This window comes from Pseudomonas sp. LAMO17WK12:I5 (genome assembly GCF_900215165.1).
GTDB lineage: Bacteria > Pseudomonadota > Gammaproteobacteria > Pseudomonadales > Pseudomonadaceae > Aquipseudomonas > Aquipseudomonas putida_A.
This window is the reverse complement of sequence record NZ_OBDS01000015.1, coordinates 54,085-73,673: the sequence shown is the minus strand read 5'-3', so window position 1 is coordinate 73,673 and position 19,589 is coordinate 54,085. Positions and strand designations below refer to the sequence as shown.

The window sequence follows — 19,589 nt, the reverse complement described above, 5'->3', positions numbered from 1 at the left end:
CTGACACGGCGTCAGTTGTTGCAACGGGCAAGCATCGTCGGCGCGTTCAGTGCACTGGCGGCCAATCCCGCGCTGGGACAATTGATGCGCGCCCCGCGACTGATTCCCTGGCGCAACTGGTCGGGCGGGCAGAGTTGTCTGCCGGCGGCGCGGCTGGCGCCGAAGAATCTTGATGAATTGACCGCCGCGATTCGTCAGGCCCAGGGCAAGATCCGCCCGGTCGGCTCGGCACATTCGTTCAGCGCGCTGGTGCCCACCGACGGCACTTTGCTGTCGCTGAGCTACTTCACCGGGCTGCTCGACCACGATCCGAACACCCTGCAGGCGGAATTCGGCGCCGGTACGCCAATGTCGCGCATGGGCGTGCCGCTGAAGGACGTCGGCCAAGCGCTGCAGAACATGGCCGATATCGATTACCAGACTCTCGCCGGGGCAATTTCCACCTCGACCCACGGCACCGGGAAAACCTTTCAGTCGTACTCGGCGCATGTCTGCGGCCTGCAACTGGTGACGGCCAACGGCGAGGTGCTCGACTGCGACAGTCAGCGCCACCCGGAAGTATTCAATGCCGCCCGGGTATCCCTTGGGGCACTGGGCGTGGCGACGAAAATCCGTCTGCAAAATCGCCCGTCCTACCGCCTGCGTGAGCGTCAATGGATCGCCAAGACCGAAGAGCTGCTGGAAGACCTCGACAAAAACACCCGGGAAAACCAGCACTGGGAAATGCTCGTCGTCACCCATTCCGACTACGCGCTGTCCATCGCCCTCAACGAAACCAGCGACCCGGCCACGCCGCCGATCCCGCCCGAAGAGGAGGGCGGCAACGAGTTCGTGACCCTGATCGAGAAGATCGACAAATACGGCAGCGACTTCCCCGAGCTGCGCCGCACGCTGCTCAACAGCCTGCGGCATATGGCGAGTTTCGATGACCGGGTCGGCGACTCGTTCGACATCTACGCCAACGTGCGCACCGTGCGCTTCAACGAGATGGAATACTCGGTGCCCGCCGAACACGGCCCGGCCTGTCTGCGTGAAATCCTCAAGCTGATTCAGGACAAGGACCTGCGCACCTGGTTTCCCATCGAGTACCGCTACGTCAAGGCCGACGACATTCCGCTGAGCATGTTCGAGGGCCGCGACAGCTGTTCGATCTCGGTGCACCAGCATTACCAGATGGATCATCACAACTTCTTCGCAGCGGTCGAGCCGATCTTCTGGAAGTACAACGGTCGCCCGCACTGGGGCAAATTGCACACGCTCAACGCGAAGAATCTGCAGCCGCTGTACCCGCGCTGGCGCGAGTTTGTCGACGTCCGTCAGGCGCTGGACCCGAGCGGACGCTTTCTCAATGCGCATCTGTCGTCGATTCTGGGGGTGAGCTGATGGCGGTCAATCGACGCAATTTTCTCCTCGGCACGCTGGGTGTCGGCGCTTTGTTAGTGGGCGTGGGCGCCTGGCTGCGACCGGGTGATCGTGGCGGTCCGTACAGTGAATATTTCCGCGCGCTGAATAAAGAGCTGAAGGACAACGGCCCGATGCGCCCGGTGTTGTTGATCGATCTGGATCGCCTCGATCACAACATCGACGTGGTGATGCAGTCGGTCAAACGCGGCGGCAAGCAATTGCGTCTGGTGGAAAAATCCCTGCCGTCGCCGGGCTTGTTGAGCTACATCGCGCAACGGGCCGGGACGCAAAAACTCATGTCGTTTCACCAGCCGTTTCTCAATCACGATGCGCTCACGTTTCCACAGTCCGACATCCTGCTCGGCAAGCCGTTGCCGGTGCGTTCGGCCGAGCTGTTCTATCAAACCCACAAAGGCCCGTTTGATCCTTCCAGGCAGTTGCAATGGCTGATCGATAACCCCGAACGTCTGCAGCAATACCTGGCGTTGGCGCAAGGGCTGGGCACGCGGATGCGCATCAACATCGAACTGGATGTCGGCCTGCATCGCGGCGGGGTCAGTGATGTGAATGTGTTGGGGCAGATGCTCACGCTGATCAGCGCCAATCCACAGCATCTGCAGTTCGCCGGGTTCATGGGCTACGACCCGTTCGTGGGCATGGGCGTGCCGGGGATTCTCGGATCGCCAGAGGAATTGTTCGCCAAGGTGATGGTGATTTATCAGCGCTGCGTCGATTTCACCCGCCAGCAGTATCCGACGTTGTGGAATGACAACCTGTGCCTGAACACCGCCGGCAGCCCGAGTTATCGCATCCATGAAAACGAGCAGTTGAGCACCGAGGTTTCGGTGGGCACGGCGATGCTCAAGCCGACGCATTACGACCTGCCTTCTCTGGTTGACCACGTGCCGGCGACCTACATCGCCACGCCTGTGTTGAAGAGTACGGGGGCGGTGAACATTCCGGCGCTGGATGACAATTCCAAATTGTTTTCGTGGTGGGACCCGAATCAGCGGCAGACTTATTTCATCTATGGCGGCAACTGGATGGCCGAGTTCGAATCGCCGCCGGGGTTACAGAGCAATGGTGTGTACGGACGCAGCTCGAATCAGGAGATGGTCAACGGCTCCAACGCCGTGGGCCTGACCATCGAAGATCAAGTGTTCCTGCGCCCGGCCCAGACTGAAGCCGTGCTGCTGCAATTCGGTGATCTGCTGGCGGTGCGTGGCGGCAAGATTGTCGACACCTGGCCGGTCTACACCTGACCCGCAGCCACCACAAATTTCCTCTGTAGGAGTGAGCCTGCTCGCGATAGCGTCCTGTCAGCTGAACTGTATTTTGCTGATCCAACGCCATCGCGAGCAGGCTCACTCCTACATTAGATTGATGTACACCTGACATCCCGCGCCATCTCCCACATTCTGTAATGAAGCTTTTATGACAAAAGTTCGGTAGCACATAGCCAGTCCGGTCATGCCTATGTAACGCGCTTGAGGGGCCCAACGGGGCGCTTTTCACAAGCCGAGGCGGGACGCCGGGAGTGAGGCAATGGGGACTATGGAACGCTACTCGAAAGTGGGCATGCAGGAACTCGATCAGCGCCTGTCGAAGATCGTCGAGGCCGCGCGCAAGAAGCCGGTTTCGGTGTATCGCTACGGCGCGCCGTGGGTCTGGATCGTCTCGCAGGATGACTGGCAGGGCGCCTTGAAGGAGGTCTCCAGTTACATTCCGCCCGGCCATTCGCTGGTGTTGCTGCGCCCGCAGATCGATGACTTGCTCGACGCCCACCAAGGCCTGCTGCACGAGCTCAATGTCGAGCCGGGCATGCTCATTCCCGCGCAAACCGTCATGCACATCCTGCTCCTGCAACTGCTGTATTCGGTGCCCAGCGAGCAGCAACTGTATGAGCAACTCAATTACAACCTGCTGTTCCGCTGGTTCGTCGGTCTTGGCCTGAACCAGAAAGTCTGGAGCTTCAACGTCCTCAGTCGTGACATCGCCACGTTGCTCAACAACCCGCGTGCGGTGCAGCTCATTCAAAAAATCATCGGCGAAGTGTTCTGCGGTGCCTTGCTGCAAATGCCCGAGTTCTCGTTGAACTTCGCGCTGCTGCACACCTGGCTCGGCAAGCACAGCGGTGCCTCGACGGTCAGCAACTGACGCAACACACAAGGCGCGCAACAGCGCCAACAGGTCATCGCGAATTCAGGGGGTAGTGTGGATCAGATTTTCACGTCACGGCTGGCGCTGTGGGGCTGGCTGCTGGTGACGGCCGGCGCGCAACCGGCATTCGCCGAAGAGGCCGCCCAAGGCGCCGCGCCGCAACGTCTGGTGGACGTCAACGAATACTTCGTGCGCGGCAACACGGTGCTCGACGCACGGGCCATCGAAGAGGCGGTGTATCCGTTTCTCGGCCCGCAAAAAGCCATGACTGACATCGAAGGCGCCCGCGATGCCTTGCAGAAGGCTTATCAGCAGCGCGGCTACCAATCGGTGTTCGTCGAACTGCCGGAGCAAGCGGTGGCGGACGGCATCGTCTATCTGCAAGTCAGCGAAACCAAGGTCGGCCGGGTGCGTGTGGTCGGCGCCAAACACTATTCGCCGCTGGACATCCGCGACAACGTCCCGGCGCTAAAAGAAGGCGAGGTGCCGGATTTCGCCAAGGTTCAGGGCGAACTGGCGCAGCTCAATAAAACCCCGGGCCGCCAGGTCATGCCGCTGGTGCGCGAAGGTCAACGCCCCGGCACCATGGACGTCGATTTGCAGGTCGAAGACCAGAACCCGTGGAGCGCCAGCGTCGGCCTCAACAACGATTACAGCGCCGACACCGAGAAACTGCGCGCCGTGACCAGCCTCGGCTACAACAACCTGTGGCAGCTTGGCCACAGCATCAACCTGACGTACTTCACCGCGCCGCAGGACACCGACAACGCCAAGGTCTGGTCGGGCTCCTACACCGCGCCATTGACCGAGCGCTGGAGTGTGCAGTTCTCCGGTTATCAGTCCGACAGCAACGTCGCCACCATCGGCGGCAGCAACGTGCTGGGCAAGGGGCACTCCTACGGCGTGTCGGCGATCTACACGCTGCCGTCCAGCGGCAGCTGGTCGAACTCGCTGTCGGCCGGTATCGACTTCAAGGACTTCGACGAACGCCTGACCCTGTCCGGCGAGAGCGACAAGGTGCCGCTGAAATACGCGCCGTTCACTTTCGCCTACAACGGCTTCCGCTACACCGAAAAAAGTCAGCTTGGACTCGGCCTGAGCCTGGTCGCAGCCACCCGCAGCATTTTCGGTTACGGCAGCTCCGACGAAGACTTCGACTACAAACGCTACCGGGCCAACCCGAGTTTCGCCGTGCTCAAGGGCGACAGCAACTTCACCTGGACCTTCGACAACGACTGGCAGAGCGCGAGCAAAGGCGCGTTCCAGCTGGCGTCGGGGCCACTGGTCTCCAACGAACAGTTTTCCGCTGGCGGCGCGACCTCGGTGCGCGGCTATCTGGCGGCCGAGCGCACCGGCGATGACGGCGTGCTGCTCAGTCAGGAACTGCGCACGCCGTCGCTGGCGAAATACGCCGGCAGCTGGATGCAGGAATGGCGCTTCTACGCCTTTGCCGAAGGCGCGCAACTGTACCTGCGCGACGAACTGCCGGACCAGGACGCCAGTTACGCCCTGGCCAGCGTCGGCCTCGGCACCCGCGCCAGCCTGAGCAAAAGGCTGTCCGGCAGCCTCGACTGGGGTTACCCGTTACTCGAAGGGCCGAACACCTCGAAGCAGGAGTCGCGCCTGCACTTCAACCTTCAAGCCACTTTCTAAAGGAGCACGTTCATGCAGCGCCTCATTCTTTCGTTGTTGATCTGCCTGGGCTTCGTGCTCCCGGCCACGGCGCAGGCCTGGTGGCAGGACGACTGGCATTACCGCAAACAGATCGCCGTCGACACCACGCCGCAGGGTGCCGGGATCAACCAGGCGCTGGGCCGCACCGCGCTGCTGGTGCGCCTGCACACCGGCAATTTCACCTTCGACGGGGTCAAGGAAGATGGCGCGGATTTGCGCTTCGTCGCCGCCGATGACAAAACCGTGCTCAACCACCAGATCGAAAGCTTCGACGCGCTGATGGGCATGGCGCTGATCTGGGTCGATGTGCCGAATGTCGAGGGCGGCCAGCGTCAGGACATCTGGATGTACTACGGCAATCAGAAGGCGCCGGCGACCGGCAACGGCCAGTTGACCTTCGATCCGAATTACACCGCGCTCTATCACTTCGACGGCGCCACCGGCACCCCGGCCAAGGACACCACCGCCTACGGCAACACCGCGCAAAGCGCCACTGGCGCGGCGATTGACGGCGTGGTCGGGCGCGCCTTGCAGTTCAGCGGCCAGCCGTTGCTGCTGCCGGCCAGTCCGTCGTTGCAGCACAGCGCCGGCAGTGCGTTCACCTTCAGCGCCTGGCTGCGTCTGGATCAGGCCAATGGCGAGCAACTGATCTTGGCCCGCCGTGAAGGCGCCAACAGCCTGCTGGTCGGGGTCAATCAAGGCATGCCGTTTGTGGAGATCGACGGCCAGCGCGCCGTGGCCTCTCAGCCGCTGAATCCGGGGCAATGGCAGCATGTTGCGCTGACCGCCGAAGGTTCGAAAGTCAGCCTGTACATCAACGGTCGTGAGAGTGCGACCCTCGCGCAAGCGATGCCGGCGTTCAATTCAGTGATGGCGATTGGCGGCGATCTGGCCGCTGGCCCGTACCAGCCATTCGTGGGCGCCATCGACGAACTGCGCCTGTCGAAAGTCGCGCGTCCGGCGCCGTTGCTGCTGGCTGATGCGACCTCGCAAGGCGCCGAGTCGAAACTGGTGGCCTACGGCGTCGATGAAGAGCAGTCCGGTTTCGGCTTCGGCAGCCTCGGTTTCCTGCTGAATGCAGTACCGGTGGACGCCTGGGTGATCATCGCCGTGCTGGTGCTGATGATGTTCCAGTCGTGGATCATCATGTTGCGCAAGAACCACACCCTCAGCCGCGTGAGCAAGGCCAACGAGGACTTCCGCGAGCAGTTCGCCAAGGTCGGTACCCGTCTGGAAATGTTCGCCGACGATGCGCAACTGGCCCAGCGTCTGCAGCACTCGCCGCTGTGGCGTCTGTACTCGGTGGCAGTCAAGGAAATCCGCACCCGCCGCGAGCAGGGCGCCGATACCTCTTCGGTGTCCGCGGCAACCATTGAAGCGATCCGCTGCTCGATGGACGGCGTGCGCACCCGTGAGAACCAGGCGCTCAGTTCGAAACTCTCGACCCTGTCCAACGCTATCGCCGGCGGCCCGTACATCGGCCTGCTCGGCACCGTGCTGGGGATCATGGTGGTGTTCCTCGGCACCGCGATGGCCGGCGACGTCAATATCAACGCCATCGCGCCGGGCATGGCCGCTGCATTGCTCGCCACCGCCATGGGCCTGTTCGTCGCGATCCCGGCACTGTTTGGCTACAACCGCCTGATCACCCGCAACAAGGAAGTCAGCGCCGACATGCGCGTGTTCGTCGACGAGTTCATCACGCGTCTGGCGGAGATGCACGGCGAAGGCCAGTCCAGCGAAGCGGCGCATCAGCGCGGCCATCACGCCAACCACTCCATACCGGCCTGAGGAGCACTGCCATGGCGTCCGTAAATGCCTCCCACGACGATGACGAAGATGCAGCGGTTGACAGCATCAACATCACCCCATTGGTCGACGTGCTGATGGTGGTGCTGGTGATGTTCATCCTCACCGCCACCGCGCAGGTCTCCGGGATCCAGATCAACCTGCCCAAGGCCAGCGCCTCGGTGTCGCTGTCGGAGGCCAAGACCAAGGCGATTTCGGTCAACGACGGCGGTCAGGTGTTCCTCGATGCCTACCCGGTGACCCTGGCCGAGCTGGAGGAACGCCTGCGTATCGAGAAAGCGCAGACCCCGGACTTCCCGGTGATCGTGCGCGGCGACGCCACGGTGCAGTACCAGAAGGTCATTGAAGTGCTGGATCTGTTGCGCCGGCTCGAACTGTCTCAGGTCGGTCTGGTGACCGGCAAACCGACGCAGGGCTGAGTGATGACCGCACAACTTCCGATCGAGCCGCTGCCGGTGAAAAGGTCGCCGATGCGCTTTGTAAAGTGGGGCGCCGGGCTGCTGCTCGGCGCGCTCGCCGCGTGGTTCCTGTGGCAGTGGGCCAATGACATGAGCGGCGTGCGCCGTGAAGCTCCGAAGGTGCCGACGATCATTCCGTTGCCGCCACCGCCGCCGCCACCTCCGGAAAAACCACCGGAGCCGGAAACCCCGGTGGAAGAAAAAGTCGTCGAGCCCGAACCCACGCCCGAGCCGCAAGAGGTCAAGCCCGAGGAAGAGGCGCCGCCATCGCCGGCGGACGATCTGGCCAACCCGATGCAAATGGACGGTGACGCGCAGAGTGGCAACGACGCTTTCAACATCGGCGCCGGCAAGGGTGGCGGCATGGCCGGTGCGGGTGGCGGACGCCTGGGCACCGGCACTTACAGCCAGTTCCTCGCGTTCACTTTTCAGCGCTTGCTGCGCGAGAACTCCGATCTGCGCAACCTCGCATTCTCGCTGCAGGCGGATGTGTGGCTGAGCAGCGTCGGCGAAATCACCCGGGTCGAGCTGGTCAAGTCCAGCGGCAAGCCCGAGATCGATACCCAGGTGCTGGCGGCGCTGCGTAACGCACCGCACCTGAGCGAACGGCCACCGGCCTCCATCACCTTGCCTGTGCGCCTGTCCCTGCAAGGGCGGCGTCCGGGTTAACCGAATTCATAAAGCTGTATGAAAAGGAGTTGTGTGCAGATGATTTCCAACGTGAATCGATTGTCCCTGGCGGTCGGCATGGTCATCGCGACCCTGGTCGGTCAGGCAGCGGCAGCGCCTGCGCCCTCGGAGAACGCCACGATCAATCTGATCCGCTTGCTGGTCGAGCAGGGCATTCTGAAACAGGACAAGGCTGACGCGCTGATCGCCCAGGCGCAGAATGAAGCCGCCCAGGCCAAGCAGGCAGCGGCTTCTACTGCGGTGGCGGCAGGTCCGGTCGCAGCACCGGGCGATGTGCGCGTGCAGTACGTGCCCGCCGCGGTGCGCGACCAGATCCGCGATCAGGTCAAGGCCGAGGTCATGGCCACCGCCAAGCAGGAAAACTGGGCGGCGCCCAACACCTTCCCGGACTGGGCTTCGCGCATCAGCTTCGATGGCGACATCCGCCTGCGCGATGAATCGCGCTACTACTCGGGCAGCAACAGCAACGAAATCGTCGACTTCGCCAAACTCAACAACAACGGTCCGTACGACGTGAACCCCAACAGCAGCACCAGTCTGCCGCCGTTGCTCAACACCCGTGAAGACCGCACCAATCAATTTCGCATTCGTGCGCGGTTGGGCATGAAAGCCGTGATTTCGCCAGAATGGACCGCCGGCATCCGCATCGGCACCGGCTCGGACAATAACCCGGTGTCGACCACGCAGAACCTCGGCGGCGGCTTCGCCAAGAAAGATATCTGGCTCGATCAGGGCTACCTGAACTGGAAGCCGACCGATGAGCTGACCCTGACCGGCGGGCGTTTCGCCAACCCGTTCATGTCCACCGACATGCTCTATTCCAACGACCTGAATTTCGATGGCGTGGCGGCGATTTTCGACCACAAGCTCAACCGCGACTGGGGTGTGTTCGGCACCGTCGGCGCGTTCCCGGTGGATTACACCAACGACACCACCACCAGCAACGGTTTCGACAAGGAAGAAAGCGACAACAAGTGGCTCTACGGCGCGCAGCTCGGCGCCAAGTGGGCGATCAACAGCAACAACCGCCTCAAAGGTGCGCTGGCCTACTACCGCTTCGACGACATTCAAGGCCAACGCTCCAGCCCTTGCGAACCGTGGGCCGGCGCCCCGGGCTGCGACACCGATGGCAGCCGTGCGGCGTTCATGCAGAAGGGCAACAGCGTATTCCTGCTGCGCGACATCACGCCGAACCCGGCCAACCCGACCACCACACCGCAGCCACAGTTCGTCGGCCTGGCGTCGGAGTTCAACCTGCTCGACCTGAACCTGGTGTGGGACGCCGATCTGCCAGAGGACTTCAAGCTGCGCAGCCAGGGCAACTACATCCACAACCTCGGTTACGACGAAGGCGACATGCGCAAGCGCTCCGAGGGGCAGATCGTCAACAACCTCAACAGCAACGGCGAGATCGAAAGCGGCGCCAATGCGTGGATGGTGCAGTTCACCCTCGGCAACGCGCTGGACCTGAAGAAGCAGGGCGACTGGAATATGTTCGCCGGCTACAAATACATCCAGCCGGACGCCTTGCCCGACGGCTTCAACGATTCCTCGTTCCACCTCGGCGGCACCAACGCCAAGGGCTATTTCCTCGGCGGCAATTACGGTCTGGCGAAGAACGTCTACGCCACCGGCCGCTGGCTGAGCACCGAGGCGGTGTACGGCGCGCCGTTCGACATCGACGTCTTGCAGCTTGAGATCAACACGCGCTTCTAAGGCGCCGGGAGTACGGTCATGCACGCACGAGTTTTTCTGTTGGGGCTGAGTTTTTTCATTGCACAAGGCGCGCACGCCGAAGGCATGGAGGAGCGTCTGCGTACCCAGTTGCGCAGCACCACTCAACAGTTGCAGGCCCTGCAAAGTCAGCAGGCCCAGGCCAGCGCCGCGCAACTGGTGGCGCAGAACGAGGCCAAGGCCGCGCAGGCGCAGATCAAGCAATTGACCGCTGAACTGGCCAAGGCCAAAGGCGTCGCCGAGCAGTTGGCTGGCCAGCAGCAGAGCCTGCACAGCCAGGCGCAAGCGCAAGTCGCCGCCAGCAGCGAACAGGTCGGCAAGTTCAAGAAGGCCTACGACGAGTTGCTGGTCATGGCCCGTGCCAAAGAGGCAGAACGGTCTAAGCTTCAAACGCAATTGGCTGAACGTGACACACAAGTGCAGCAATGTTCAGTCAAGAATCAGCAGATGTATGGCGTCGCCAAGCAGATCCTCAGCGCTTACGAAAACATCGATGTGGCCGAGGTGATGAAGATCCGCCAGCCCTTTGCGGGCAGCGCCCGGGTCAAGTTCGATGAGCTGGCCCAGGGGTTTGGTGACGAGCTTTACAAGACTCAATTCGACGCGCCGCAAGCTGCGCTCTCGCACTGATTAAAAAGCCTGTTAAACAAGGAAGAAACAATGACTCAATTGATCAGCCACGTATCCCCACAATCCCTGACCGACGTCCTGCAAGCCGCCGGTTATCGCGTCAACCAGACCGAACAGAACGGCATCGTGCAGTTGCTCAGCGCCAGTCAGGGCATCGGTTATGCCGTGCGCTTCGGCAACCCGGCGGTGGAGCAGGGCAGCTACGTCGATTTCACTTTCAGCTGCGCGCTGCGGGTGCAAGGTGAGTTGCCACAGGGTGTGGCCGAACAGTGGAACGCCACCCGGCGTTTTGCGCGGTTGTCGTTGCAGGGCGAGTTTCTGGTGATGGAAATGGACGTGGTGCTGGCGGCCGGTGTGAGCAGCGATCACCTGCGCGGCAACCTGGAATTGTGGGATCGCCTGTTGCAGGAATTCATCGTCTATCTGCGTGATTTCAGCCAGGCTGCGCAAGCCTCGACGGCCAAAGTCGCTACCGCTGAGCAAGAGGAAGTCGCGCTGTGAAAAAGCCTGCCATGGTGATCGGCGCCGGGGCAGTGGCGCTGTTGGTGGTAGCCGTGGCGCTGGTGCTGCGACCGGGTGCTGACCCGGTCGCCGCCCAGCAATCGTCGCCGTTGGCGGCGGTTGCTGCGGGGCCTGCGGTAGCGCGGTTGGGCAATCAGCAGGTGACGCCGCAGGAATTGCAGGCGCTGCTGGCTACCGTCCCGCCGGCGACTCGCGAGCAATTGCGCGGCAACCGTGAAGCGCTGGAGCGCTGGCTGCGTACGCGGTTGGCGGAGAAAGTCGTGCTGGAACAGGCCGATGCTCAGGGCTGGGCGCAGCGTCCGGACGTGGTGCGGCAAACCCGCGCGGCCACTGAGCAGATCGTCTTTCGCGATTACCTGCGCTCGGTCAGCACGGTGCCGGCGGACTACCCGAGTACGGCCGAGTTGCAGCAGGCGTATGACGCTGGCAAGGGCAACTGGCAGACGCCGGCGTTGTATCGGGTGAGCCAGATTTTCCTCGCGGTGCCGGATGCCCAGAGCCTGGAAGCCGTGCGCAAGCAGGCGACCGAGCTAAGCAAGAAAGCCCAGGGCACGCCGGCGGATTTTGCCGCGCTGGCGACTCAGTATTCGCAGGACCGGCAGACTGCCGAACGTGGCGGCGACACCGGGCTGCAACCGTTGCAGCAACTGGTGCCGGAGGTACGGGGTGCGGTGGCGAAATTGAAGGTCGGTGCGGTGTCCGAGCCGGTGCAGAGCGCGGCGGGTTTCCATGTGATCAAACTCACCGAACAGCAACCGGCACGTACTGCAACCCTCGACGAGCTGCGCGATCAACTGACCCAGGCCTTGCGTGCGCAACGGCAGGAGCAGATTGCTCAGGCGTATCTGGACGGGATGCTCAATACCGCGACGCTGAGTATCGATGGGGCTGAGCTGAACAAAGTCCTCGAAACCAACCAATAACCCACCTTGTGGGAGCGAGCCTGCTCGCGAATGCGGTGTGTCAGGCAGCGTAATTGTTGAATGTGCTGGCGCCTTCGCGAGCAGGCTCGCTCCCACAGTGGATTGTGGTGCACTCAAGACCAACAAAGATCGACAGGGAGTCATCGATGTCATTCACCGAACCCGCAGGACGACAGGGTAGCCCCGACTATCGCTGGGCACAGGGCGAGCGCGAACCATGGCTGGCGCAAGCCGCGACCATCGATGCCGAGGTCGCGCAATATTTTCTGGTCAGTGCCCGCTGCGGTTGCTTCATGCAGGCGGCGCGCAGTCTCAACGTGCGTTCGACTCTGCTGCGCAAACAACTGGCGCAGCTCGAGCAGGAGCTGCAGCACTCGCTGTTCAGCTTTCAGGGCAGCGCCCTGAGCCTGACCCGTGAAGGTCAGCAGTTGCAGGCGCAACTGGTGGCGCTGGCCCACGAACGCAAACTGCCGGTGGTCGAGCAGCCACTGGTGCGTTTGGCGGTGGCCGAATCGATCCTGCATGACATCCTCGGTCGCGACCTGATCGCGTTGCTGCGGCGCAATGCCAGCGTGCGCCTGGAGATCATCGCGCTGGACAGCGAACTGGCGTTGCGCGCGGTCAGTGCCGACGTGGTGCTGTGGCTGGCCCACGGCGAAACCCCCAGCCCCGGCCCGACTTTCACCACCAGTCAGCCGCAGGCCCTGGCGCGTCTGGATTACCTGCCGCACATCGCCAAACGCTATTCCCGGGTCACCGCGCGCCCGGCGAGTGCCGACGACCTCAGCGATTTCATGCTGGTGCAATGGCAGCACGACCGGCAGATCGACAGCTTCCGGCCGTGGAATGAACTGGTCGAACAACGTCTGGCGGGCGTGGTGCAGATGCAGTCTTATGAACTGATGCTGGAAATGATCCGTTGCAGCGCTTGCATTGGTTTATTGCCGGCGTACATGAGTCGTTTCGACCGGGGGCTGGTGGCGTTGCCGGGGTTGTTTGATGAGCCGATGCAGCTACAGGCGTGGCTGGCGGTGAATGCTGAATCCCGGGACGTCGCCGAAGTGCAAGCCCTGGTCGAGCTGATCCAGCACACCTTCAACGAACGCCAGGAATGGTTCCAGACCTGAGCCGATCTTCCCGGCACCCCAAATCCCCTGTGGGAGCGGGCTTGCTCGCGAAAGCGGTCTGAAATTCAACATCTGTGTTGCCTGACACACCGCTTTCGCGAGCAAGCCCGCTCCCACATTTTGCTATTCGCCAGCCAGAGGCTCAACGGTTTAGAGTAAGCGGCCACCCATCGATCCAGGAAGGATCCGCCATGCCCGACCACGCTCCCACCATCAAAATCGAACGCTTCAATGAGTCGCACCTTGAGGGCATCACCGCGCTGTACAACGATCCGGCCGTGACCCGGCAGGTGCTGCAGATGCCGTTTCAGCCCACTGAGGTTTGGCGCAAACGCCTTGCGCCAGATAACGAACGGGTGGTGCAACTGGTGGCGCTGCATGAGGGTGTGGTCATTGGCAATCTGGGGCTGGAAAACTATTCGCGGATCCGCCGCGCCCACGCCGGCAGTGTCGGCATGGCGGTCGCCGTGGCCTGGCAGGGCAAAGGTGTCGGGTCGAAACTGCTGGCGGCGGCGCTGGACGTCGCCGACAACTGGATGAACCTGCACCGGGTCGAACTCTCGGTGTACGCCGACAACCAGGCGGCCATCGGTCTCTACCGCAAGTTCGGCTTCGAGAACGAAGGCCTGTTTCGTGACTACGCCGTGCGCGACGGGCAATGGGTCGACACCCTGAGCATGGCCCGTCTGCGTCGTCGATAAGCCAAAAAATCCTGTGGGAGTCAGTTGCCCAGCGCGAACGCCACCGCCGACTGCGCATGCAGCTCGGTGGTGTCGAGCAGGGGCAGGGCGCTGTGTTCGGGTTTGACCAGCAGGCCGATTTCCGTGCAGCCGAGGATGATCGCCTGGGCGCCGCGCGCGGTCAGCGCTTCGATCACCCGTTGATAGATTTTGCGTGATTCGTCACTGATCACCCCGACGCACAATTCGTCGTAGATGATCCGGTGCACGTCCTTGCGCTCGGCGTCGTCCGGCACCAGTACCGTCAGACCCTGCGCAATCAGGCGCTGCTTGAGAAAGTCCTGCTCCATGGTGAACGCCGTGCCGAGCAGGCCGACTGTGCGTGCATCAATCGCCAATGCTGCCTGCGCCGCCGGTTCGGCGATGTGCAGGAACGGAATGCTGATCGCTGCCTGAATCTGCGCCGCGACCTTGTGCATGGTGTTGGTACACAGCACCACGCATTCGGCGCCGCCGGCCTCAAGCCTGCGCGCGGCATCCACCAGAATCGCCGCTGCGTCGTCCCAGCGCCCGGCGTGCTGGGCCTGTTCGACCGGGCCGAAGTCGACGCTGTACATCAGGATTGGCGCCGAGCGCAGCGAGCCGAGCCGGTCACGAACCTGTTGATTGATGAGACGATAATATTCCGCGCTGGATTCCCAGCTCATGCCGCCGATCAGGCCGATGGTGCGCATTGAAATTCCTCGAACAATGGCCCGTATTGGAAAAGTCGGGCTCTGGCCGAGTGTCCATCGGTTCAATGACGGATGCCAGTACAAAGCAACTGTACCGTTGATCCTGTTGCCAAGTGTCCCGGTGCCGGCGATCGAGGTTTAACGTACGCCGGCGCCTTGATCTGTCACTATCGACTATCGCAGGCTCTCCCCGAGGAACGTACCGATGAACGACGTACAACAACTGGGCGAAATGCTTCGTCACTATGCCGAGAGTGAAGCGCACAAGAAGCAACTGTTCGAAACGCAGTCACAGGCGTGGGCCAGCCGCATCACCGAGCTGTTCGGCCAGATCCAGCAATGGCTGGAACCGGTGCAGGCACCGAACCTGCTGGAGGTGAGCCGCGAGGCTTACGTCGCATTCGGGCCGAGCACGCCGGTGGAAACCTCGACCTTCAAGACCGAGAAACTGAGCATCGTGATTGCCGGCAAACCGGTGGAATTCGTGCCAGACGTGATGGGCAGCGCCGGGCAGATCTCCCTGGCGGTGATGGGCCTGACGGCGGCGCGCTATGGCAGCATTTCGCTGGTCGGGCTGCCGAACGGCGAGTGGCAATGGCGCAAGACCAATGGCCTGAAGGATCCCGACACCTTTGTGTTTGATGCGGATTTTCTCGCACAGCAGTTGCAGAGCCTGATCCCGCGCGATCGCAGCTGATATCAGGGCTTCACCCATTTCCCATTGTGGGAGCGGGCTTGCTCGCGAAGGCGGCAGCCCATTCGACATTGATGGCGATTGATAGACCGCTTTCTCGAGCAAGCCCGCTCCCACAGGGGATTGAGGGTGATCCTACATATCGAGGTTGATCCAGCCCGGTTTCGCCTCTTCCGGCGCCACGGCTTTCACGGTTTTACCGGTGGCCAACTCAACCCGCCGTGCCACCTCCGGATCATCAGCAAACGGCACCATGCTCGCATCGTCGAGGCTCTCTGAAGTCTGATGGCGCAGGCAGTACTCCACCGCCAGCCACAGAAACACCACCCCCAGCACATTCAAGAAAATATCCATCCTCTGCGGCTCCCTGCCTCAGGCGATCTGCGCCTGGCTGCGTGCCAGCGCCACGTCGGCGACCCGCACCGTGCGCCAGACGTTGTAGGCCATCAGCAGCATGCCGCTGAGGAAGAACACCCCGCCGGCAAAGCGCACGATGAACCCCGGATGACTGGCCTGCAGCGCCTCGACAAACGAATAGGTCAGCGTGCCGTCCTCGTTGATCGCCCGCCACATCAGGCCCTGAGTGATGCCGTTGACCCACATCGACGCGATGTACAACACGGTGCCGATGGTCGCCAGCCAGAAGTGCAGGTTGATCAGCGGCGTGCTGTACATCTGCTCGCGGCCAAAGACTTTCGGCACCATGTGATACGTCGCGCCGAAGGTGATCATCGCCACCCAGCCCAAGGCCCCGGCGTGAACGTGGCCGATGGTCCAGTCGGTGTAGTGGGACAGGGCGTTGACCGTTTTGATCGCCATCATCGGGCCTTCGAAGGTCGACATGCCGTAGAACGCCAGCGACAGCACCAGGAAGCGCAAAATCGGGTCGGTGCGCAACTTATGCCAAGCACCGGACAAGGTCATCATGCCGTTGATCATCCCGCCCCAACTCGGCGCCAGCAGGATCAGCGACATCGCCATGCCCAGCGACTGCGCCCAGTCCGGCAGCGCGGTGTAGTGCAAGTGGTGCGGGCCGGCCCAGATGTACAGGGTGATCAGCGCCCAGAAATGCACGATCGACAACCGATACGAATAGACCGGGCGATTCACCTGTTTCGGCACGAAGTAATACATCATTCCGAGAAAGCCCGTGGTCAGGAAGAAACCCACCGCGTTATGGCCGTACCACCACTGCACCATGGCGTCGGTCGCCCCGGAATACACCGGATAGGATTTGAACCAGTCCACCGGGATCGACAGGTGATTGACCACGTGCAGCATGGCGATCACCAGAATGAACGCGCCGAAGAACCAGTTGCCGACATAGATGTGTTTGGTCTTGCGCTGCACCACGGTGGTGAAAAACACGATGGCGTACGCGACCCAGACCACCGCCATCCACACCGCGCCGGAGAATTCGATTTCGGCGTATTCCTTGGTGGTGGTGTAGCCCAGCGGCAGGGTGATCAGCATGATCACGATCACCGATTGCCAGCCCCAGAAAGTGAAGGCCGCGAGCTTGTCCGAATACAACCGCACCTGGCAGGTGCGCTGCACCGCGTAGTAACTGGCGGCGAATTGCGCGCTGCCGGCGAAACCGAAAATCACCAGGCTGGTGTGCAGTGGCCGCAAGCGGCCGAAGGTGGTCCAGGGCAGGTCGAGGTTCATGTCCGGCCATACCAGTTGCGAGGCGATCCAGACCCCCATCGCCATGCCGACGACACCCCAGAAAACCGTCGCGATAACGAATTGGCGGACGACCTTGTAGTTATAAGCCTGTCCGATTGTTGCTGTGCTCATGGTCAGTTCTTCCACGGTTGCAAAGTCTTGCCAGGCCACCCGGTCTGGCACGAGCTGCACTGTAGGAACAGCACCGGAAACAAAACAGGCTCAGGAATCTTTCATTTGTACGGATCAGATTTAACTGCTGCCTGCGGCGTTCTGCCGCGCCCTGATATGGTTTTTATCGTTTCAGCTGAATCTGTTGCGTGCTGCGCTGCACCTGCATAGTGCTGGCAAAATCTGTAGGAGTGAGCCTGCTCGCGATTGCGGTGTGTCAGTCAACAAAGCAGTTGCCTGACACACCGCAATCGCGAGCAGGCTCACTCCTACAGGAATTGCGCACAATTCTGATGGGGTAGCCGCTGCATGTATCAATACGATGATTACGACCGCGCACTGGTGTTCGAGCGCGTTGCGCAGTTTCGCGATCAGGTCGAGCGCTTCATGGCCGGAGAGTTGAGCGAGGAAGAGTTCCTGCCGCTGCGCCTGCAAAACGGCCTCTACCTGCAGAAGCACGCGTACATGCTGCGGGTGGCGATTCCTTACGGCACCCTGAGTGCCGAGCAGATGCGCACGCTGGCGAGCATTGCCGCCGACTATGATCGCGGCTACGGCCACTTCACCACGCGGCAGAACCTGCAATTCAACTGGATCGAACTGGCGCAGGTGCCGGACATCCTTGAACGCCTGGCGCAGGTCAACATGCATGCGATCCAGACCTCCGGCAACTGCGTGCGCAACATCACCACCGAAGCCTTTGCCGGGGTCGCGGCGGACGAAATGATCGACCCGCGCCCGTTGGCCGAGATCTTGCGGCAGTGGTCGACGATCAACCCGGAATTCCTCTTCCTGCCACGCAAATTCAAGATCGCCATCTGCTCGGCGAAGCAGGATCGCGCGGCGATCATGATGCATGACATCGGCCTGTATCTTTATCCGGGGCGCGACGGGCAGATGTTGCTGCGGGTGATCGTCGGCGGCGGGTTGGGGCGCACGCCGATCCTTGGTCTGCAGATCCGCGAAGGCTTGCCGTGGCAGCATCTGCTGTCCTATGTCGAGGCGGTACTGCGGGTCTACAACCGGCATGGCCGGCGCGACAACAAGTACAAGGCGCGGATCAAGATTCTGGTCAAGGCGCTGGGCATCGAAGCGTTCGCCAAGGAAGTCGAAGAGGAGTGGCAGCACCTCAAGGACGGCCCTGCGCAGTTGACCGAGGCCGAGTATGAGCGGGTCGCCCGGGCATTCGTGCCGCCGATCTATCACACCCTGGCCGACACCGATCTGGACTTCGGCACGCGCCTGGCTGAAAGCCCGGCGTTCGCCCGCTGGGTCGCGCGCAACGTGCAGCCGCACAAAAAAGCGGGTTACACCAGCGTAGTGCTGTCGACCAAACCGGGTCTGAGTGCACCACCGGGTGATGTCACCGGCCAGCAGATGCTCGCGGTGGCCGACTGGTCGGAGCAATTCGGTTTTGGCGAGATTCGCATTGCCCATGAGCAAAATATCGTCCTGCCCGACGTAAAAAAGTCTGACCTGTATGAGCTCTGGCAACTGGCCTGTGAGCACAATCTGGGCAGCGCCAACGTCGGCCTGCTGACCGACATCATCGCCTGCCCGGGCGGCGATTTCTGCGCGCTGGCCAACGCCAAGTCGATCCCGATTGCCCAGGCGATTCAGGCGCGTTTCGACAACCTCGACTACCTGCACGACCTGGGCGACATCAGCCTGAACATCTCCGGCTGCATGAACGCCTGCGGCCACCACCACATCGGCAATATCGGCATCCTCGGCGTGGATAAGAACGGCAGCGAGTGGTATCAGATCACCCTCGGCGGCGCGCAGGGCAAGCACAGTGCACTGGGCAAGGTCATCGGCCCGTCGTTCAGCGCGACCGAAGTGCCACAGGTGATCGAACGGATCATCGGTACGTTTGTGCGTTACCGCGAAAGCGAGGAGTTGTTTGTCGACACCGTGGCGCGCATTGGCCTGGAGCCTTTCAAGGAACGCGTCTACCCGAAAGTGCTGGAGGCGTCGGCATGAACAATCTGCTGCGTCTGGAGCAAGGTGTCGCACGCCTGATCGAGGACGACCCATGGACGCTGGTTCGCGAGCCGGAGCAGGGCAGGCCGCAAGGGTTGCTGATCCTGCCGCTGGCGCACTGGCTGCAATCGCCCTCGACCCACGCGGTGTGGCTGGGGCCGGACGACGAAGTCGAAAGCGTGGTGCCGTGGCTGGCCTCGCTGCCGCTGATTGCCCTGGATTTCCCGAGCTTTCGCGACGGTCGCGCCTACAGCCAGGCGTACCTGCTGCGCAGCCGGTTTGGCTGGGCTGGCGAGTTGCGGGCGATTGGCGATGTGCTGCGTGATCAGCTCAGCCATATGCGCCAGTGCGGGTTCGACAGCTTCGCGGTGCGCGAGGACAAATCGGCTGAGGATGCGCTGAAGGGACTGGCCGGCATGAGCGTGCTGTACGGCCGCTCGGTGATCGAGCCACGGCCGTTGTTCCGCAGACGCTGAATATCCATTGCTTGATAGATACTTTGTGGTGAGGGGATAAATCCCCTCACCA

Annotated in this window: 19 protein-coding genes; 16 read left to right on the top strand and 3 right to left on the bottom strand. The window is 62.0% G+C overall.

Annotated elements, in window-relative coordinates; all coding sequences use genetic code 11:
- The first annotated feature begins 54 nt into the window (after positions 1-54).
- From CRO59_RS24510 to CRO59_RS24450, 13 genes are all read left to right on the top strand, one after another.
- Complete coding sequence (locus CRO59_RS24510) at positions 55-1,383, top strand: D-arabinono-1,4-lactone oxidase (protein ID WP_177409053.1); 1,329 nt, start codon at positions 55-57, stop codon at positions 1,381-1,383.
- 74 nt (positions 1,384-1,457) lie between these two features.
- On the top strand, positions 1,458-2,666 hold the full coding sequence (locus CRO59_RS24505; RefSeq protein WP_177409051.1) for a DSD1 family PLP-dependent enzyme: 1,209 nt from the start codon (positions 1,458-1,460) through the stop codon (positions 2,664-2,666).
- A 283-nt stretch (positions 2,667-2,949) separates the two neighbouring features.
- A complete protein-coding gene (locus CRO59_RS24500) occupies positions 2,950-3,561 on the top strand; it encodes a transposase (RefSeq protein WP_027613764.1) in 612 nt (203 codons plus the stop codon).
- Between the two features lie 57 nt (positions 3,562-3,618).
- Positions 3,619-5,217 (top strand): ShlB/FhaC/HecB family hemolysin secretion/activation protein, encoded by a 1,599-nt coding sequence (locus CRO59_RS24495; protein ID WP_097090068.1) that lies wholly within the window; start codon positions 3,619-3,621, stop codon positions 5,215-5,217.
- A gap of 12 nt (positions 5,218-5,229) precedes the next feature.
- Positions 5,230-7,029: a DUF2341 domain-containing protein gene (locus CRO59_RS24490; protein WP_097090069.1), complete on the top strand. Its 1,800-nt coding sequence runs from the start codon at positions 5,230-5,232 to the stop codon at positions 7,027-7,029.
- Between the two features lie 11 nt (positions 7,030-7,040).
- A complete protein-coding gene (locus tag CRO59_RS24485) occupies positions 7,041-7,466 on the top strand; it encodes a biopolymer transporter ExbD (RefSeq protein ID WP_097090070.1) in 426 nt (141 codons plus the stop codon).
- Between the two features lie 3 nt (positions 7,467-7,469).
- The gene (locus tag CRO59_RS24480) at positions 7,470-8,174 is read left to right on the top strand and encodes an energy transducer TonB (RefSeq protein WP_097090071.1); all 705 of its coding nucleotides are present in this window, start codon (positions 7,470-7,472) and stop codon (positions 8,172-8,174) included.
- A gap of 39 nt (positions 8,175-8,213) precedes the next feature.
- A complete protein-coding gene (locus tag CRO59_RS24475; protein ID WP_097090072.1) occupies positions 8,214-9,911 on the top strand; it encodes a putative porin in 1,698 nt (565 codons plus the stop codon).
- A gap of 18 nt (positions 9,912-9,929) precedes the next feature.
- Positions 9,930-10,559: a DNA repair protein gene (locus CRO59_RS24470; RefSeq protein ID WP_097090073.1), complete on the top strand. Its 630-nt coding sequence runs from the start codon at positions 9,930-9,932 to the stop codon at positions 10,557-10,559.
- A 30-nt stretch (positions 10,560-10,589) separates the two neighbouring features.
- Positions 10,590-11,060, top strand: coding sequence for a YbjN domain-containing protein (locus CRO59_RS24465; protein ID WP_027613758.1), 471 nt, complete (start codon positions 10,590-10,592; stop codon positions 11,058-11,060).
- Positions 11,057-12,004: a peptidylprolyl isomerase gene (locus CRO59_RS24460; protein ID WP_027613757.1), complete on the top strand. Its 948-nt coding sequence runs from the start codon at positions 11,057-11,059 to the stop codon at positions 12,002-12,004. The genes CRO59_RS24465 and CRO59_RS24460 overlap by 4 nt, the downstream gene beginning before the upstream one ends.
- Before the next feature lie 146 nt (positions 12,005-12,150).
- Positions 12,151-13,131: a LysR family transcriptional regulator gene (locus tag CRO59_RS24455; RefSeq protein WP_097090074.1), complete on the top strand. Its 981-nt coding sequence runs from the start codon at positions 12,151-12,153 to the stop codon at positions 13,129-13,131.
- Positions 13,132-13,322: 191 nt separating this feature from the next.
- Positions 13,323-13,832, top strand: coding sequence for a GNAT family N-acetyltransferase (locus CRO59_RS24450; protein WP_097090075.1), 510 nt, complete (start codon positions 13,323-13,325; stop codon positions 13,830-13,832).
- A gap of 20 nt (positions 13,833-13,852) precedes the next feature.
- Here the strand turns inward: CRO59_RS24450 and CRO59_RS24445 are convergent, their stop codons facing one another.
- The gene (locus CRO59_RS24445) at positions 13,853-14,545 is read right to left on the bottom strand and encodes an aspartate/glutamate racemase family protein (protein ID WP_097090076.1); all 693 of its coding nucleotides are present in this window, start codon (positions 14,543-14,545) and stop codon (positions 13,853-13,855) included.
- Between the two features lie 205 nt (positions 14,546-14,750).
- Between CRO59_RS24445 and CRO59_RS24440 the strand changes: the two genes are divergently transcribed.
- Entirely contained in the window at positions 14,751-15,242 is a 492-nt protein-coding gene (locus CRO59_RS24440) for a hypothetical protein (protein WP_096797627.1), read from the top strand.
- A gap of 132 nt (positions 15,243-15,374) precedes the next feature.
- On the opposite strand, the gene CRO59_RS24435 is transcribed toward CRO59_RS24440, so the two are convergent.
- Both CRO59_RS24435 and ccoN read right to left on the bottom strand, forming a co-directional pair.
- The gene (locus CRO59_RS24435; RefSeq protein ID WP_096797626.1) at positions 15,375-15,593 is read right to left on the bottom strand and encodes a CcoQ/FixQ family Cbb3-type cytochrome c oxidase assembly chaperone; all 219 of its coding nucleotides are present in this window, start codon (positions 15,591-15,593) and stop codon (positions 15,375-15,377) included.
- Positions 15,594-15,611: 18 nt separating this feature from the next.
- Positions 15,612-17,039 (bottom strand): cytochrome-c oxidase, cbb3-type subunit I, encoded by a 1,428-nt coding sequence (gene ccoN / locus CRO59_RS24430; RefSeq protein WP_047294666.1) that lies wholly within the window; start codon positions 17,037-17,039, stop codon positions 15,612-15,614.
- A 348-nt stretch (positions 17,040-17,387) separates the two neighbouring features.
- Here ccoN and CRO59_RS24420 point away from each other — a divergent pair, with 348 nt between their 5' ends.
- Together CRO59_RS24420 and CRO59_RS24415 are read left to right on the top strand one after the other, a co-directional pair.
- On the top strand, positions 17,388-19,061 hold the full coding sequence (locus CRO59_RS24420; protein WP_097090077.1) for a nitrite/sulfite reductase: 1,674 nt from the start codon (positions 17,388-17,390) through the stop codon (positions 19,059-19,061).
- Positions 19,058-19,537 carry a DUF934 domain-containing protein gene (locus CRO59_RS24415; RefSeq protein ID WP_096797324.1) on the top strand — a complete coding sequence of 160 codons (480 nt, stop codon included), beginning with the start codon at positions 19,058-19,060 and terminating at the stop codon, positions 19,535-19,537. Before CRO59_RS24420 ends, CRO59_RS24415 begins: the two co-directional genes overlap by 4 nt.
- Positions 19,538-19,589: the final 52 nt, after the last annotated feature.